Genomic DNA, 16,273 nt, shown 5'->3' on the forward strand with positions numbered 1-16,273 from the left:
CAACTCAGAATCTTAGCCACTTAGAACCTAAAAAAAATGCAATTATCCAACTCAGAAGAACAATTAATGGAGCATCTTTGGAAGCTTGAAAAAGCCTTCATGAAAGATTTGCTCGAAGCATATCCGGAACCAAAGCCTGCAACTACAACCGTTGCAACGCTTTTGAAACGAATGATAGATAAAAAATTTGTTGCGTACAATGAATTTGGGAATTCAAGGGAATACTATCCGCTGGTCAAAAAAACAGTATATTTTTCGAAACATGTAAACGGATTAATTAGTAATTTCTTTAATAATTCGGCGTCACAATTTGCTTCCTTTTTCACTACAGAAACGAATTTATCAACTTCGGAACTGGAAGAACTCAAAAAAATAATCGATTCAGAAATTCAAAAAAAGAAAAAATGATAAACTATCTTTTAAAATCCGGAATACTGCTTTTCGTTTTTTATGCAGTTTATAAATTATGGTTGGAAAACGAAAAAATGTTTCGTTTTAACAGAGCGTATTTGCTTTTGAGTTTGGTTCTCAGTTTCGTGCTTCCATTGCAATTAATTTCTGTTAAACCATTATTAGGGAATTCTTTAAGTGTAATTCAATTAGACGGAATTGTGATTAGAACCAGCAATGTTATTTTAAGCAAAGACAATTGGGATCAAATTATAACCTTTGTTTTAAGCATAATTTATGTTGCTGTTGCATTACTTTTTTTGGTTCGTTTTATTCTGAATTTGTATTCGTTTTATAAGAAAACCAAAAGGAATGACAGCCAACTGGTAAATGATGTAAAAGTAGTTTTAATGGAAGAACCTGTTTTACCGCATTCATTTTGGAAATCTGTTTTTATCAATAAAAATGAATTCGAAGAAGGCAAAATTCCAGTAGAATTGTTAGCGCACGAAAAAGCGCATTTGCAGCAAAAACATACTCTGGATATTCTTTTTATAGAAGTTCTGCAAATTGTTTTTTGGTTTAATCCGCTTATTGTTTTGTTCAAAAAAGCCATAAAATTAAACCATGAATTTTTAGCTGACGAAGCTGTTAATGCCCAATTTGAGTCGGTTACAGCATATCAAAAGTTATTGTTGAATTTTGGTTCTGATAAAAGCACCATAGCATTGGCCAGTAATATGAATTATCTAATAACCAAAAAACGTTTTATTATGATGACTAAAAAAGAATCCCGATTAAAAATGATGTTTAAAGTGCTGGTCGTAAGTATTGTTTGCGTTTTGTTGTTATTTGTTTTTAGTACAGAAACTATTGCTCAAAAAGGAAGAGATAAGTCAAATTATGAAAAGGCCATCGTTAAGGGAATCAAAGATTCAATTGAAAAACAGCCTGAGTTTCCCGGAGGGATTGGGGAATTTTATAAACTTGTAGGAATGAATTTTAAAATACCGAAAGATGTTGCAAAAAACAAGCTGCAAGGAAAAATGGTTATTGAATTTATGGTTGAAAGAGACGGGACTTTATCTGAGTTTAAAATCGTAAAAGATTTAGATTATGCACTAGGAGATGAGGCAATTCGTGTCATGAAACTTTCTCCTAAATGGATTCCCGGATCTATAGATGGAGAGCCGGCTCGTGTCAAGTATACAATGCCAATAAAAATCCAGGCAGATTAATTTTTTTTGATAAGGTTCAGAGGCTCAAAGGTTCAAAGGGGCAAAGGTTGTGCATCAGAATTGAATAGGCTCCAGCTTTAGCTGGAGTTTTTGTTTCAGAAAAGAATTGGCTTTAGCCGAATTTTTTTTATCCATAATGTTATAAATGCAGCACTATTTAAAGACATGATTGAAATTTTATTATTTTTATCAGAAAAAAACTAAAATTTATGATAAAAAGAAGAGGTTTAGATTTTACCATTAGGATATTCATGTTTGTTGTTATAATGTTTGTTTGTGGTGCAACAGGTTTTGCTCAGTCTTCAACAACAGCAACAATACCAGAGACGACGAAAAGAAAAAATGTTCTTGAATCGTATTTTGAAAACACGATCTTTAAAATTAAAGATGAAAAAGGCACTATTTCGGCCGAAAAAAAATTTGATGATCTTAGTCTGGCAGAGAAAAAAGCGCTTCCAAACATTTTCTTTGATGGCAGAAGATTATTGTCGAAAGAAGAAATTATCGACAAACTTCAAAAAGGAGGTCCAGATGTGGTAGAAATTAATCTCTCTGCTGAAAAATACAAAGAAATAAAAGCAGAAAACGGAGTATACAAAACATCAGATCTGACTACCAAGCCTACCTATCCAGGCGGAATGCAGGAGTTTTATAAATTTGTTGGAAGAAACTTTAAAGTACCAAAAACGCCTAAAGATGTACTCTTGAAAGGAAAAATCTATATTAGTTTTATTGTCCAAAAAGACGGATCATTATCTGATTTTAAAGTAGATAAAGACCTTGGTTTCAGCACGGGTGAAGAAGCTTTAAGGGTCCTGAAATTATCTCAAAACTGGATTCCCGGAAAATTAGACGGCAAAGAAGTAGCGGCTCAATATCATTTGCCTATGTCTATTCAATCTGCGGAATAATTGTTTTTTAACCGCAAAGTTGGCAAAGCTTCATCTATACAAAGCTTTGCGAACTTTGCGGTTAAATTTTTTCCTGATTCATAATAAAAATCCGCTTCTAAATTTTAGAAGCGGACCAATTAAAAACTAAAAAAAATTCTCAAAAAAAAACTAAGCCATCACTAAAATAGATCAGGATTATAGCCAAAATAAGGCATGGTTTGTTCGTTAAAAATTACGCCATACTCTTCTAATTCTTTTAAAATAGGCAAATACACTTCTTTATTTATAGGAAGCTGTACGCCCGGAGTTGTGATTTTTCTATTCAAAATCAATAAAGTTGCCATCGCAACCGGCAATCCAACCGTTTTTGCCATTGCGGTATAAGTCTGATCGTCGCCAATGCAAACCATTTTTGAATCTATTTGTTTTTTCTCACCATCCAATTCATATCCGAATTTATGGTACATCACAATCATATCTTTATCATCTGGTTCAAGCGTCCAGCTGTCTGAAAGTATTTTTTCTAATATCTGTGCAGGAGTTGCGTTTGGAAGATTTACTTTTTTGTCGGGATTAAATAAATCCAATTCCAGAAGTTTATCCCACATAATATCATCCTGATCAATTTTTAAAATAAGTCGTGTTTTTATCTCAACAGAATCTGTTGGATGATACGGCAAAAAAGAATTTGTAAACTGACGGTAACTCATGTTTTCAGAATCTTCCATGATATAGCTGTCATCTGTCATGCCCAATTGCACAAACATATTCCAGGCTTTAGAAAAACCCACTCTTCGAATCGTTCCTCTGTACAAAGTCAGAATATCATCTAAACCATAAATAGATCTGTATTTTAGAGAATCGCGATTGGAATAGGCTTCAAATTTTCCGTAACCTTCAACTTCCAGAAATTCGGTTCTGCGGAAAACAGTTCCGTACGGGATATATTTATAAGTGCCTTCCTGAACAAATTTGGCAGCGCCGCCTTGTCCAGCCAGAACAACATTTCTTGGCGCCCAGGTAAATTTATAATTCCATAAGTTGTTGTCACATTCAGGAGCCACAAGTCCGCCGCAAAACGACTCAAACAGAAGCATTTTACCGCCTTTTGATCTAATTTCGTCAATAACTTTCATGGCACTCATGTGATCGATTCCCGGATCAAGACCAATTTCGTTCATGAAAATCAAATTGTTTTTTCTGGCTTCTTCGTCCAATTCCTGCATCGCATCACTTATATAAGAAGCGGTGACAAGATGTTTTTTGAATTCTAAACAATCTTTTGCAATTTCAATATGTAAATGGGCCGGCAGCATCGAAATTACGATAGACGCTTTTTCTATGGCCGCTTTTCTTTCTTCGGTTTCAAAAATATTTAAAGCAATCGGAGTAGCATTTGGATGATTTTGTGTCTTTTTTTCGGCTAAAGCCAAAGACAAATCAGCCACGATCAGATGTAGATTTTCGCTTTCTGATTTTGACAACAAATACCGAATTAATGAAGAGGCTGACCTTCCGGCTCCGAAAATTAAAATGCTTCTCATATTTTATATTTATAACACAAATATATTAAATTGTTACAAATATAACAGTTGTATTGATTTAAAAAAATGAAATCTTTTTTATTTCAGATAAAATATTAAAGATTTTCTTTTCGTAAAAGATTTTTAAAAAGGGAAATGCTTTTTCGGATAGTTTGAAGTATTTTTGTGTTCAAATTGAAGTATAGAAAATATGAAAAGAAAAATTATCCTTACCGGTGCTTTTATAGGAATGTTAGCTATTATTTTAGGAGCTTTTGGAGCCCATTTGCTAAAAAAATATTTATCTGTAGAACAATTGGTGACTTTTGAAACCGGAGTTCGTTATCAAATGTATCATGCTTTCTTTTTGTTTTTTCTTTCAACCAGAAAAGAACTTTCTCCAAAAGCCTTAAAAACCATCTATAATTTGGCGGTTGCGGGTGTTATTTTATTCAGTGGATCTATCTATTTATTAGCTACAAAGAATCTTACGGTTTTTGACTCAAAAATTATCGTATTCGCAACACCTTTGGGCGGATTCTTATTAATTCTTGCTTGGTTGGGATTATTTATTAGTATTTTGAAGCAAAAATCATAAAATACAGAATAAAAAATTCTATCTAAAAATTAATCTTTAATTTTGTCTCATAAATAACATAAAACATTACTTATGTGAATTTTTATATGTTTTTATCTGAATTGATAAAAAATATAACAATTCTAACTTTAAGGTAAGTACTTAAAGCTCAAAGTAAAATATGTTTGTGCACTAAAAAAAATAATATACACAACTACAAATTTATGGACACTAACACACTTTTCACGCAATCGATTTCGCTTTCAGGATTAGGAATTGAAAATGCCAAGGTTCACTATCAATTATCTGCAGACGAATTGCATGCAATTACAGTGCAATCAGGACAAGGTGTTGAGAACTCTACAGGAGCGCTGGCAATTAATACAGGTGAATTTACAGGGCGTTCTCCTCAGGATCGTTTTATCGTAAAAGATAGTATAACAGAAGATAAAGTTTGGTGGGGAAATGTAAACATTCCGTTTTCATCAGAAGCTTTTGAAAAATTATATAATAAAGTAACACAGTTTTTATCGAATAAAGAAGTTTTTGTACGTGATGCATACGTTTGTGCTGATGCAAATTACAGACTGAATGTTCGCGTTGTAACAGAAACTGCCTGGTCTAATTTGTTTTGTTACAATATGTTTTTAAGACCGGAGGAAAATGAATTAGCCAACTTTACACCAGAATGGACCGTAATTTGTGCGCCAAGTTTTATGGCAGATCCTGCTGTAGACGGAACACGCCAGTCTAATTTTGCGATTTTAGATTTTACTAAAAAAGTAGCACTTATTGGCGGAACAGGATATACGGGAGAAATGAAAAAGGGAATTTTCTCTGCATTAAATTTCATTTTACCAGTTTTCGAAAATACTTTACCAATGCACTGCAGCGCCAATGTGGGTGAAGCGGGAGATACTGCGATTTTCTTTGGTTTATCAGGAACTGGAAAAACTACTTTATCTGCAGATCCGGATCGTAAATTAATTGGTGATGACGAACACGGTTGGACTGCTGAAAATACTGTTTTTAACTTTGAAGGAGGTTGTTATGCGAAAGTGATCAACTTAACAGAGGAAAATGAACCGGACATTTTCAGAGCAATCAAAAAAGGAGCTTTATTAGAAAATATTGTTTTTAAAGAAGGAACAAACGAAGTGGATTTTGATGATGTTTCAATCACTCAAAATACACGTGTAAGTTACCCAATAACACATATCGACAATATTCAGCCGGGATCTATTGGACATAATCCTAAAAATATATTTTTCTTAACGGCAGATTCTTTCGGAATTTTGCCTCCAATCTCTAAACTTACTCCTGGTCAGGCTGCTTACCATTTTATCTCCGGATATACGGCTAAAGTTGCCGGAACAGAAGCGGGAGTTACAGAACCACAGCCTAACTTTTCGGCTTGTTTTGGAGCGCCATTTATGCCTTTGCATCCAACACGTTATGCAGAAATGTTAACTAAAAAAATGAAAGAAGCAGACGTAAAAGTGTGGTTGATCAATACTGGTTGGACAGGTGGTGCATACGGAACAGGAAGCCGTATGAAACTAAAATATACCCGTGCCATGATTACTGCTGCATTAAAAGGAGAACTGGATAATGTAGAATTTAAAAATCATGCCGTATTTGGAATTGCAAAACCACAATCTTGCCCGAATGTTCCAAGTGAAATTTTAAATCCTAGAAATACTTGGGAAGATCCTGAGTTATACGATAAAAAAGCAATCGAACTGGCGCAAAAATTCAAAGCGAATTTTGCCAAATTTGAAGAGTTTGCCAACGCTGAAATTTTAGCCGGCGCACCTAAAACAGAATAAGGAAGATTACTAATTCAAAATTAAAAAAGCTGTTCAATAACTGAACAGCTTTTTTGTTATGTCTCAGTTCAGTCTCAGTCTCAGTTTTCAGTCACAGTTAAGAAACTGAAAACTGCGACTGCGACTGTAAACTATTTTTTAGATTCGTCGATACGTTTCTGCATCAAATCCCAGGAATAATAATGAAACGTCATTCCGTTGCTCATGGCTACAAAAAGTCCGTTTTTAAATTTTCCTCCTAAATTTATACTGGTTACATCGGCACCGTCACATTCGATTGTCGAGGTTGGAATTTCTGCTAATAAAGGATATTCGTTCGGATTTCCTTTTGCGCCTTCTCTCGGATAAACCATAAAAGTATTGGCTTGCTGATTGGAGACTAAAATATATCCTGTCGAATCTGTTTTTTTGTAGATTGCAATTCCTTCATTATCACCTTTAAAACCTGTTTTTCCAAAAAGGGCAACTTCTTTATTATCGTTTAAAGCAGAATCAGCTTTGTATTTCCTGATTCCGAATTGTTCGTCGCAATATAAAATAGTACCCAATTCATTATCAACTGCAATCGCTTCGATTTCTTTTTTTCCGCTGTATGCGCCAAATTTTCTAACCACTTTTGCAGCAGCAAATTTTCCGTTTCCGGAAAGTTCATATTGCCATAAATAACTTCCGGAAGGTCCGGATTTTCTTCCTACAACGGCAAAAATCTTTTTATCGGCTGGGCGCGTGTACAAGGCAATTCCCATTGGATCTCTTAATTCTTCGCCTTCAAAAACAGGAATTCCGCCATTATCAATTGGGTTTAAATCAGGCAAACTAAAGATTCTTATTTTGTTTGATTCACGTTCTGTCGTTACGGCAATATCTACTTTCTTTCCGTTGATTATTAAACCGTAAGCGATATCAACATTGTTTGGTCGTTTTAAAGTGATCGATTTTTTAAGGATTTTTCCATTCAAATCAAAAGCATACAAACCGCCGTCGGTATCTTTATCTGTACCCACAATAATACTTTTTGAAGCATCGGTTGGGTGAATCCAGATCGAAGGATCATCTGTATCGTGGGGCAAAGCCTGAGTTACAGTTGTTGGTTTAAGTGCATCTGCGGCAACGGGAGCTAATTTATCGTCTTTACAGGCTATTAATAAAGTGCTTAAAAGTAAAAAAACAAGTATCGATGTATATTTCATTATGATTTTCATTTAATAAAATTAGACAGAACCGTTAAGTGCTGTCTAATTTAGGAATTTTATAAATTGATTATTACAAGTCAAACTTCAAACCGAAATTATATCTCGCCTGATAGAATTCTGCTTGCTTGGTATGCGCCTCAATTCCTTGATAATAGCGCAATGGTTGGTTGGTTAAATTGTTGGCTTCGGCAAAGATGCGCAGATGAGACGTAATTTTATAAGAAGCATTTGCATCTAAGAAAAATTGTTTGTCATAATAGCTGTCTTTGTACGATTCTGAACCTAATTCATCTAAATAATCTGAAGTGAAATTGGTTGAAATTCTGGCAGAAAAACGTTTGTTTTCCCAAGATAATGATCCGTTAAACATATGTGGCGTTGTACCCGGAAGACTGATGTCGTTTCTTTGGTTTCCGTCTTCATCAGCAATTCCTTTTGCTTTAGATTTTGTGTAAGTATAGTTCAGATAAATGCCAAAACCTTTTAAGAATTTCCCCGGAAGGAAATCTAACTGACGCTGAAAAGCAACTTCAAAACCGTAAACATCAACAGTATCTCCGTTTCTTGACTGAACAAATGACCAGTTTTCGCCGGCCGGAATCGGGTTTGCCTGATTTGGGAAATCAGCAGCAAATTTGGCATCTGTATATTGATTATCGCTATAATTGTAAATGAAATCATTTAATCTTTTGTAGAAAACACCTCCTGAAATTAATCCAACTGATTTGAAATAATTCTCGGCCATGAAATCATAATTGTATGAATACGTTACATCAAGATCCGGATTTCCGGCTGTAATTTCTTTATCTGCAGCAATATTGTTTACATAAGGCGCAAGCGCATAATAGTTTGGTCTTGCCAAAGCTGTAGTGGCAGCCGCTCGTAAAACTAAATCTTTTGTAGCATTATATTGAAATGAAATACTTGGCAAAACATTCGTGTAAGCATTTGTAGTATTGATTTTGCTTTCTAATTCTTCTTCGTCAAGAACGCGGTTTCCGGTATAATCGATATGCGTATTCTCAACTCTGAAACCTAAAACCATAGAAAGTTTATCATTAAAATCCTGATCCCATCTTACATACGCCGCATAAATATTTTCTTTTGCGTTGTAGTTTACCGCTAAAAATTCTGCAGGATCTGCTTCTTTATCAAATAAAGCTGAATTATTTAAATCAAGACTTCCTAAAAAACTAGCTGAAGCAAAAGTTCCCGGCACATATTTACTTCCCGGATTAAAGTTTTTCCCATCATAATAACTGGTTGAAACATCAGATAATAAATCCATTCCACCATTAACAGGTTCATAAGAAAAGAAATTGTTGTTTCTCTCTTTTTCTTTCATTCTCAAACGAAGTCCAGTTCTGATTCTTCCTTTTTCTCCAGCGATAATGGAGAAAGGAAAACGGATGTTTATTTTAGCACCAAATTCACTTTCGCTGGTTTCATCTGTGTTTTCTGTAACCGAATCAAATTCAAATTGATCTACTGCTTCTCCGGTTGTTGTAACCAAAGGAAATCTTAAATCAGATAAATCCTGAAACATTTCCAGACCAGTCTGACGGTATTCGATATAACGTTCTCCCGGACGGTATTCCCTGGCTTTTGCATAATTTGCCGACCAGTCCAAATCTAATTTTGAGTTGATTAAATGCTCTCCGCGAACAGCATAATTCTGAACTCTTTGATCTTCTAATCGTCTGTTTTTGTTTCTGCTATTGTCAACTCCGCCTTTTGTCTGGCGTTTTATACGACCTTCAAAACCTGTGATAGTTTCACCATCATAAATGGCTTCAATATCATCATAAGTGGTTCTGAAACGGTTTTCTCTGTCATCTCTCCAATTGTAAATGGCATTGGCAAAAATGGTATTGTTTTCGTCAAATTTATAATCTAAAGCGACAGATCCGCTGCGACGAATACGCTGTACATCATATTTTCTAACTTCAGAAGCCTGAACAAATTCATTTCCAAAATCATCTTTTACCCATTCGTTTTCAACATCATCAGAACCATAATCTACATTATTATAAGATCCGCTAAAAACGGCGCCTAACTTATTGTCAAAAAAGCGATTTCCATACACTAAACCTGCGGTATAAGTTGCGTGTTCGCGAATTGGCATAAAACCTCCGGCCATTGTTGCCGAAATTCTTTCACCGTTTGGAGTTGCTCTTGTTACTAAATTTACAGAACCTCCAATGGCGTCCGCATCCATATCTGAAGTCAACGTTTTATTTACTTCGATAGTCGAAATCATATCAGACGGAATCAAGTCCATTTGCACGTTTCTGTTGTCTCCTTCTGCAGATGGAATTCGGTCGCCATTTAAAGTCACAGAGTTCAAAGACGGAGCCAAACCTCTGATGATAATATTACGCGCTTCACCCTGATCGTTTTGCATTGTAATACCCGGAACACGTTTTAAAGCGTCTCCAACATTGGCATCCGGAAAACGCCCCACTTGATCAGATGAAATTACGTTTCCGATATTTTTATTATTTTTTTGTTGATTTAAAGCTTTGGCCTGACCTTTTAAAATGTCTCCCACTACAACTTCATTCAACTCAGTTCCAGAAGTTTTAAGGGCAAAATCAAGTACATTATTTTTGCCTTCTTCAACTGTAATTTCATGTGTTATTGCTGTATATCCAATATATTTTACGGTAACCTTATAAGTTCCAGCGTTTATGTTAAGTAATTCAAATCGACCGTTATAATCTGAAACGGTGTATTTGTTATCGCCAACAATTTGAATCATCGCTCCCGGTAACGGTAATTTGTCGTCAATGTCTAATACTTTTCCTGAAATAATAGCTTTTTGCGCATAACCTGAAAAGGCCAAAAGCATAAAAGCGACTAATAAATACATTTTTTTCATTGTGTTTGGTTTGTTTTGACTGCGAAACTAGAACCTTAGTATTATTAAAACCATTGTAAAAAATTAATATACCGTTATGATTGACGTTGTAAATTCAAATCTTATTAATATTTAAATAACATTTAAGCAGCAAATAATTGATTCACAACTAAAAACAAATCAAGTATTTACATCAGAATTAAATTTTTGGCGCTAAATTTGCCATATCAATCACAATCAAAAATCATCAATCATGTTAAAACAATTTTTTATCCTTTGTTCCGGCGCCGACAGAGATGTTCTTGAAGGCTGTTCAGAAGGCGAACAAACCAAATATGTTGGTATTGGCGCTACCGTTTTTTTTACTGCAGTTATGGCTTTTCTTGCCAGTGCTTACGCGCTTTTTACTGTTTTTGATTCCATTTATCCGGCTTTAATTTTTGGATTTGTGTGGAGTTTACTAATCTTCAATTTAGACCGATTTATTGTTTCTACAATTAAAAAAAGAGATCGTTTTATGGATGAATTCCTGCAGGCGACTCCCAGAATTATGCTGGCCATTATTATTGCAATCGTAATTTCTAAACCTTTGGAGATTAAAATTTTCGAAAAAGAAATCAATACTGTTTTATTAAAAGAAAAAAATGAAATGGAATTGGCCAATAAAAAACAAGTTGGCAATTATTTCAAATCAGATTTAGATAAAAATAAAGCGGAGATTGCGGCTTTAAAAGCGGATATTCTCACGAAAGAAAAAGAAGTAAATGCTTTATATTCGACTTATATTACAGAAGCAGAAGGAACTGCGGGAACTAAAAAACTCGGTAAAGGTCCTGTTTATAAAGAGAAAAGAGAAAAACACGACGCGTCTTTAAAAGAATTCGAAACTTTAAAAGCAGCTAACGAAGCTAAAATTGCCGAGAAAGAAAAAGCAGGCAAACAACTGCAAGCTGATTTAGATAAAAAAGTATCGCAAACACAACCCATTATCGAAGGTTTTGATGGTTTGATGGCGAGAATTAACGCTTTGAATAAATTGCCATGGCTTCCATCTTTCTTTATAATGTTGTTATTTCTGGCGATTGAAACTTCCCCTATTATTGCAAAATTATTAGCACCAAAAGGCGAATTTGATTTTAAACAGGAAGAAGCCGAAACCGCGATGAAAGCGACTTTAGCACAAAATAAATACCAACGCGATTTATTAGTAAAAACCAGTGCCGAAATGCACGACAAAGTTTATGCAGATATTGCCGAAGATAAAAGCCTATATGATCTTCAACGCAAAAATGCAACCGAATTACTCGAATTACAATCGCATAAATTTGTAGAAAAACAGAAAGCGACTTTGTAGAGAAAATTTAACCGCAATGCGCGCAAGGATTTTACGCAATGTTCGCAAAGTTTTATAAAATAAAAAACCATCAGCTATGAAACTGATGGTTTTTTTTATGATTTTCTTGCGCTCTTTGCAGTTAAAAAAACCTACATATAACTCAATATTTCTTTTTTGAACGCGTCATATTCACCTTGCATGATTAATCCGTTGTCCAATAGTTTTTTGTAATTCTGTAATTTATCAAAAAGTTCTTCTTTAGATAATTCACTCAATTTACGATCTCCAGCTGGAGTTTGAGGCTGAATTGGTTCAAAAGTCTCCGTGTATGATGGAGTTGTAGCCGGCATAATTTCGGCATAATTGGTTACTTCTTCTGTTTCTACTTCTTCAATTGCATCTTCAATTTCCGGTTCTGCAGGTGTAGCAGTTTCTATAGTTGGAGCAGAAATAACAATAGGATTTTTAAGTAAATCCAATTGTTCTTTTGCGTAAGTATATATTTTTCTAGCCTGAATTTTTGGGATATAATCAATCGAAATTGATAAATCAGTATTGGTGTTAAAAGAGAATTCAGAACCTAAAATGTTTTCTTTTACAAAAGCACCCGCAATATCATCCCAGGTATAATCTGTAAAATCCATCGAAAGACCTAAGTTTTTAGGTTTACAAATAATAATTCGTTTGTTTGTTAATACAATACTATCAGGAAAAACAGTAATCGCCGGCTTTTTTTGAACGGCAATATATCCAACTTCTTCACCTTTCATCAATAAATCATTGAGTTTTGAAGTGATTTTTTCAATCGCTTTTGGATCTTGTTCTTCGTTTAGAAATTTTTTAAATTGTTCTTTCATGGGTGATAAATTGCTAAGTTTTGTTGTCGTAATGATGCAAATGTAATGCCTAATTTTCTAATTCAATAATTTCATTCTGAATTTTCTTTGTCAAACTTTTGAAAACCAATTGATACGAATGATCGATAAGTTCTTTTACAAAAGCAGTCGATAAACTTCCGTTCAAAGCCACCGTATTCCAATGCACTTTGCTCATATGAAAGCCAGGTTTTATCTCGTCATATTCGGCTCGTAATTCCTCAGCACGATCCGGATCACATTTTAAATTGACAGATTGCTCGTTATTTTCCCATTGTGATAAGGAAGATAAAGCAAACATTTTTCCGCCTACTTTAAACACCAATGTGTCTTCATCAAAAGGGAAATGTTCTGTTACGCCCTTTTTAGAAAGGCAATATTCGTAAAATGTTTCTAAATTCATATCATTTTTTATTTACCAATTTCACCTAAATGAGTGTATTTAAAACCCTTTTCATATTTCAGTCCATAACCAAAAATTCGATCCATGGCAGAATGCGAAAATAAGATAATTCCAATAAGCTGCATTACTTCAATCTGCAAATAACAGCCGATTAAATAAAGCAAAATCGCAATTCCTTTATGATGAAAAAGATTGTACGATAAAGCGCCGATTTTATTATTGACAGCATAACCCAGCATCGAAAAATCCGGAGCTAAAATTAAAACCAAAAACCACCACCATTGATAATTCAGGAGACTAAACAAATAGATTCCCAGAATAAATAAACCTACTTCTTCTAATTTAATAACTGTTTTCATATTTTCTTTTCCATCATTTTTTCGGGATGTTCTAAGGGTTTAAAACCAAATTTTTCATATAAAAAATGCGCATCAGTCGTGGCCAAACGCCAGATTTTAATCTCTTTTAAAAGCGGTTCATTCATCATATTTTCAATTAAAATTGACGAATATCCTTTTCCACGATGTTCTTCGGTAATAAAAACATCCATCACATAACCAAAAACGACATAATCTGTTATCACGCGCGCAAAGCCAATTTGATTTTCATCCAAATAAATTCCAAAACAAACTGAAGCATCAATTGTAGTCTGTACTTCTTCGATTGTTCTGCCGGCAGCCCAGTAAATATCTTTTAAAAAGTTTTGGATAAACGGAACATTGAGTTTTGTTTTATCGGTCGAAACGGTAATCTGATTCATGTTTTTTTTATAATTATGTAGGCTACATTTTTATTTTTTCGTCGATTTTTTCTATCGGTTTACTAACAAATTCCGGCGCATCAAAACGGTAGCCAAAATACAATAATCCAAACACTTTACCATTTGTAATTACCGTAGTTTTATCCTGATTATACGAACTGTCGTCGAAGTTTATACTTGCTCCGCAAAGTATCCTGTCGCTGTTATAACCTATTTTTATTCCGCCTTCAATGTTTCTGGTAAAATATGTTTTCTTCTCTACAGTTTCAACTCCTGCGTCAATACTTTTATCATCTAAAAATTTGACTCCGATTGAAGGCGATAAATGTGGTGCAATATAAAAGTTTTTATGAATAATAAAATTATAATGATACCCTGCTGCTAGTCGAATATCATATTCTTTTTGCTTTCCGTTGAGATCGTCAATTTTTGAAATAATTCTGTTGTAGCTATAAATCAACGACGGAATAAAACTTCCGGCACTCTTTTTTTGCCATTCTGTAAAAGAGGTAATGCTTTTAAGAGAGAATTTTGGATTAAAAAGATACGAAGTCGACATTCCGTATTGTACCGTTTTAAAATACGGAAACTGCAGATACGGATCTCTTCCTTCAACCCAATTCGGATTAAATTCAGACATATTCGCCACATAATACCCTCGCGTTTTGCTGAATTGAGCTGTTTGAAGCCATCTTCCTAAAAAGAAACGGAAATTATAATCGGAGAAAGAGGACTTTCCTTTTAATTCTTCATCTTTATTTCCTCCAAAAAACTTGGGATAAAAACCATAGCTAAAACCGATAAATTTATAATCTATACTTAAAAAAAGTTTGTAGCTGTTATTGGTTTCCAGATCCAGGTTTGGACCATTTTTATTCGTTAACAAATAAGCATCGGTTTGTGTGCTTACGTTTGCCCGAATCATGATTTTATCCGGATAATAAATAAAATTTATGGTATCTTTTTCTGATTTATTCTGGCCGACTAATTTTGTGAAACTCAAAGTAAAAAGCACAAATACAAATGCAAAAACTGCATTATGATTCATTTGGTTTAAGTTTTGTTTCGTGGCGGCTGTTTTCAATGCAAAATAATTACGCATTAGTAATTATAAAACTACAAATTAAAATTGATAAATTAATTACGAAAGTTTTGAGATAGCGTATAAAACAGGTTTGCTCGGACTTGCGTCGTTTTCAAAAGAAGCAATTTGTAAATTCAGGAGATAATCTCCATCTTGAACTTCATCGGGCACAAAAATCATTTCTGTAATTGTGGCTTCAAAACGGGCATCGCTATTCAGGTTATGCGTGTCTTTTACGTTCCAGAAAGCTTTGTGTGCCAATAACTTTCCTTCGTCATGTTCTTTGTCAATACTCGGAAGATCAATTAATAAATGCTGAATTTCGCTTTCGCGGATGAAAATCGCTGCCTCTTCAGACAAATAAGGCGGATTTGTATTCGAGTATTTTCTGGACTTTTTAGTTTTTTCATTTGGAAGCGTTCGAATAATAATTGCTTCCGGTTTTGTGCCATTGAGCGAAGTCGAAATGTGCTCTTTCGTAATCACAAAATCATCTCCAATTTGATCAGGCTCAACCGTGATCAGTTTTGCAAAAAAGAAAAACTGCTTCAAAGATTGGTTGATGCTGTAAAAATCATTCGTAATATGCCCTAAACATTCTGTATGCGTGCCATGTCCGTGCGGATTAAAGAAAATATTATTGAAATTGGTAGATGATTTTCCCTCAGAAACTTTCCCGATCCAATCACCAAAAACTACTGGTTCAATAACTGGTTTTTCGATATACCACGCAATGGGATTTTCGTCTGTATTTGTTAATGGAATAGAAATATCAATGGGTTTTGATAAGTCGATTTCGAAGTTGTTGATTGTTGCTAACATATTATTTAACCGCAAGGTTCGCTAAGGTTTACGCAAAGTACGCTAAGTTTTATATTATAGATTATTAACTACTCTTCTAATTCCATTTTTTATTAAGACAACATTAAAATTTATGAGCAAACCTAATTTGCAATTTGTTAATTTTAAATAAGTTAATAGTTGTGCAAAATGAATTTCATTTAAAGCATCAACTGATTTTATCTCCAAAATTAATTTATTTTCAACTATAATATCCAATCTATAACCAATTTCTAATTTTATTTGTTCATAAATTAATGGTAGAGATTTTGTTTTTCAATATTTAAACCCAATCTTTTTAATTCAAAAAAAAGGCATTCCTCGTAAGCACTTTCTAAAAGACCCGGACCTAAAGTTTGATGACTTTTAAAGCACAATCAAAAACAATTTTTGATAATTCATTCTCCGACATAAGTAAATTTAAATGTATTTTAATATCTGTAAAAATACAATTAAATTCAAAAAAAATAAG

15 protein-coding genes and 1 pseudogene are annotated in these 16,273 nt (G+C 34.0%); 6 read left to right on the forward strand and 10 right to left on the reverse strand.

Going from position 1 to position 16,273, the window contains the following annotated elements; genetic code table 11:
• Positions 1–36: 36 nt before the first annotated feature.
• From AC3QL1_RS06845 to AC3QL1_RS06855, 3 genes are all read left to right on the forward strand, one after another.
• Positions 37–408 carry a BlaI/MecI/CopY family transcriptional regulator gene (locus AC3QL1_RS06845; protein WP_492496252.1) on the forward strand — a complete coding sequence of 124 codons (372 nt, stop codon included), beginning with the start codon at positions 37–39 and terminating at the stop codon, positions 406–408.
• Positions 405–1,628, forward strand: coding sequence for a M56 family metallopeptidase (locus tag AC3QL1_RS06850; protein WP_492496254.1), 1,224 nt, complete (start codon positions 405–407; stop codon positions 1,626–1,628). Before AC3QL1_RS06845 ends, AC3QL1_RS06850 begins: the two co-directional genes overlap by 4 nt.
• Before the next feature lie 209 nt (positions 1,629–1,837).
• Positions 1,838–2,539: an energy transducer TonB gene (locus AC3QL1_RS06855; RefSeq protein WP_492496256.1), complete on the forward strand. Its 702-nt coding sequence runs from the start codon at positions 1,838–1,840 to the stop codon at positions 2,537–2,539.
• A 161-nt stretch (positions 2,540–2,700) separates the two neighbouring features.
• On the opposite strand, the gene AC3QL1_RS06860 is transcribed toward AC3QL1_RS06855, so the two are convergent.
• Positions 2,701–4,065 (reverse strand): saccharopine dehydrogenase family protein, encoded by a 1,365-nt coding sequence (locus AC3QL1_RS06860; protein ID WP_492496258.1) that lies wholly within the window; start codon positions 4,063–4,065, stop codon positions 2,701–2,703.
• 190 nt (positions 4,066–4,255) lie between these two features.
• Between AC3QL1_RS06860 and AC3QL1_RS06865 the strand changes: the two genes are divergently transcribed.
• Both AC3QL1_RS06865 and pckA read left to right on the forward strand, forming a co-directional pair.
• The gene (locus AC3QL1_RS06865; protein ID WP_492496259.1) at positions 4,256–4,642 is read left to right on the forward strand and encodes a DUF423 domain-containing protein; all 387 of its coding nucleotides are present in this window, start codon (positions 4,256–4,258) and stop codon (positions 4,640–4,642) included.
• 203 nt (positions 4,643–4,845) lie between these two features.
• Positions 4,846–6,450: a phosphoenolpyruvate carboxykinase (ATP) gene (gene pckA / locus AC3QL1_RS06870; protein ID WP_492496261.1), complete on the forward strand. Its 1,605-nt coding sequence runs from the start codon at positions 4,846–4,848 to the stop codon at positions 6,448–6,450.
• 131 nt (positions 6,451–6,581) lie between these two features.
• Here the strand turns inward: pckA and AC3QL1_RS06875 are convergent, their stop codons facing one another.
• A complete protein-coding gene (locus AC3QL1_RS06875) occupies positions 6,582–7,640 on the reverse strand; it encodes a phytase (RefSeq protein ID WP_492497540.1) in 1,059 nt (352 codons plus the stop codon).
• A 73-nt stretch (positions 7,641–7,713) separates the two neighbouring features.
• On the reverse strand, positions 7,714–10,524 hold the full coding sequence (locus AC3QL1_RS06880; RefSeq protein ID WP_492496263.1) for a TonB-dependent receptor: 2,811 nt from the start codon (positions 10,522–10,524) through the stop codon (positions 7,714–7,716).
• Positions 10,525–10,756: 232 nt separating this feature from the next.
• Between AC3QL1_RS06880 and AC3QL1_RS06885 the strand changes: the two genes are divergently transcribed.
• Complete coding sequence (locus AC3QL1_RS06885) at positions 10,757–11,857, forward strand: DUF4407 domain-containing protein (RefSeq protein ID WP_492496265.1); 1,101 nt, start codon at positions 10,757–10,759, stop codon at positions 11,855–11,857.
• A 131-nt stretch (positions 11,858–11,988) separates the two neighbouring features.
• On the opposite strand, the gene AC3QL1_RS06890 is transcribed toward AC3QL1_RS06885, so the two are convergent.
• From AC3QL1_RS06890 to AC3QL1_RS06920, 7 genes and pseudogenes are all read right to left on the reverse strand, one after another.
• Positions 11,989–12,696 carry a PH domain-containing protein gene (locus tag AC3QL1_RS06890; RefSeq protein WP_492496267.1) on the reverse strand — a complete coding sequence of 236 codons (708 nt, stop codon included), beginning with the start codon at positions 12,694–12,696 and terminating at the stop codon, positions 11,989–11,991.
• Between the two features lie 49 nt (positions 12,697–12,745).
• Positions 12,746–13,117: an MmcQ/YjbR family DNA-binding protein gene (locus AC3QL1_RS06895; RefSeq protein WP_492496269.1), complete on the reverse strand. Its 372-nt coding sequence runs from the start codon at positions 13,115–13,117 to the stop codon at positions 12,746–12,748.
• A gap of 8 nt (positions 13,118–13,125) precedes the next feature.
• Positions 13,126–13,476, reverse strand: coding sequence for a DUF4260 domain-containing protein (locus AC3QL1_RS06900; RefSeq protein WP_492496271.1), 351 nt, complete (start codon positions 13,474–13,476; stop codon positions 13,126–13,128).
• Positions 13,473–13,877, reverse strand: coding sequence for a GNAT family N-acetyltransferase (locus tag AC3QL1_RS06905; protein WP_492496272.1), 405 nt, complete (start codon positions 13,875–13,877; stop codon positions 13,473–13,475). The genes AC3QL1_RS06900 and AC3QL1_RS06905 overlap by 4 nt, the downstream gene beginning before the upstream one ends.
• 22 nt (positions 13,878–13,899) lie before the next feature.
• A complete protein-coding gene (locus AC3QL1_RS06910; RefSeq protein WP_492496274.1) occupies positions 13,900–14,925 on the reverse strand; it encodes a DUF4421 family protein in 1,026 nt (341 codons plus the stop codon).
• Positions 14,926–15,018: 93 nt separating this feature from the next.
• Positions 15,019–15,783, reverse strand: a complete 765-nt coding sequence (locus AC3QL1_RS06915; protein WP_492496276.1) for a cyclase family protein — start codon at positions 15,781–15,783, stop codon at positions 15,019–15,021.
• 54 nt (positions 15,784–15,837) lie between these two features.
• Positions 15,838–16,178: pseudogene (locus AC3QL1_RS06920) on the reverse strand (GxxExxY protein).
• Between the last annotated feature and the right edge of the window lie 95 nt (positions 16,179–16,273).

The organism is Flavobacterium sp. GW823-FHT04A11, from assembly GCF_058796535.1.

Bases quoted from the DNA above. Each gene is read 5' to 3' on its own strand.
- AC3QL1_RS06845 (WP_492496252.1), top strand. From the start codon at position 37: ATGCAATTATCCAACTCAGAAGAACAATTAATGGAGCATCTTTGGAAG.
- AC3QL1_RS06850 (WP_492496254.1), top strand. From the start codon at position 405: ATGATAAACTATCTTTTAAAATCCGGAATACTGCTTTTCGTTTTTTAT.
- AC3QL1_RS06855 (WP_492496256.1), top strand. From the start codon at position 1,838: ATGATAAAAAGAAGAGGTTTAGATTTTACCATTAGGATATTCATGTTT.
- AC3QL1_RS06860 (WP_492496258.1), bottom strand. From the start codon at position 4,065: ATGAGAAGCATTTTAATTTTCGGAGCCGGAAGGTCAGCCTCTTCATTA.
- AC3QL1_RS06865 (WP_492496259.1), top strand. From the start codon at position 4,256: ATGAAAAGAAAAATTATCCTTACCGGTGCTTTTATAGGAATGTTAGCT.
- pckA (WP_492496261.1), top strand. From the start codon at position 4,846: ATGGACACTAACACACTTTTCACGCAATCGATTTCGCTTTCAGGATTA.
- AC3QL1_RS06875 (WP_492497540.1), bottom strand. From the start codon at position 7,640: ATGAAATATACATCGATACTTGTTTTTTTACTTTTAAGCACTTTATTA.
- AC3QL1_RS06880 (WP_492496263.1), bottom strand. From the start codon at position 10,524: ATGAAAAAAATGTATTTATTAGTCGCTTTTATGCTTTTGGCCTTTTCA.
- AC3QL1_RS06885 (WP_492496265.1), top strand. From the start codon at position 10,757: ATGTTAAAACAATTTTTTATCCTTTGTTCCGGCGCCGACAGAGATGTT.
- AC3QL1_RS06890 (WP_492496267.1), bottom strand. From the start codon at position 12,696: ATGAAAGAACAATTTAAAAAATTTCTAAACGAAGAACAAGATCCAAAA.
- AC3QL1_RS06895 (WP_492496269.1), bottom strand. From the start codon at position 13,117: ATGAATTTAGAAACATTTTACGAATATTGCCTTTCTAAAAAGGGCGTA.
- AC3QL1_RS06900 (WP_492496271.1), bottom strand. From the start codon at position 13,476: ATGAAAACAGTTATTAAATTAGAAGAAGTAGGTTTATTTATTCTGGGA.
- AC3QL1_RS06905 (WP_492496272.1), bottom strand. From the start codon at position 13,877: ATGAATCAGATTACCGTTTCGACCGATAAAACAAAACTCAATGTTCCG.
- AC3QL1_RS06910 (WP_492496274.1), bottom strand. From the start codon at position 14,925: ATGAATCATAATGCAGTTTTTGCATTTGTATTTGTGCTTTTTACTTTG.
- AC3QL1_RS06915 (WP_492496276.1), bottom strand. From the start codon at position 15,783: ATGTTAGCAACAATCAACAACTTCGAAATCGACTTATCAAAACCCATT.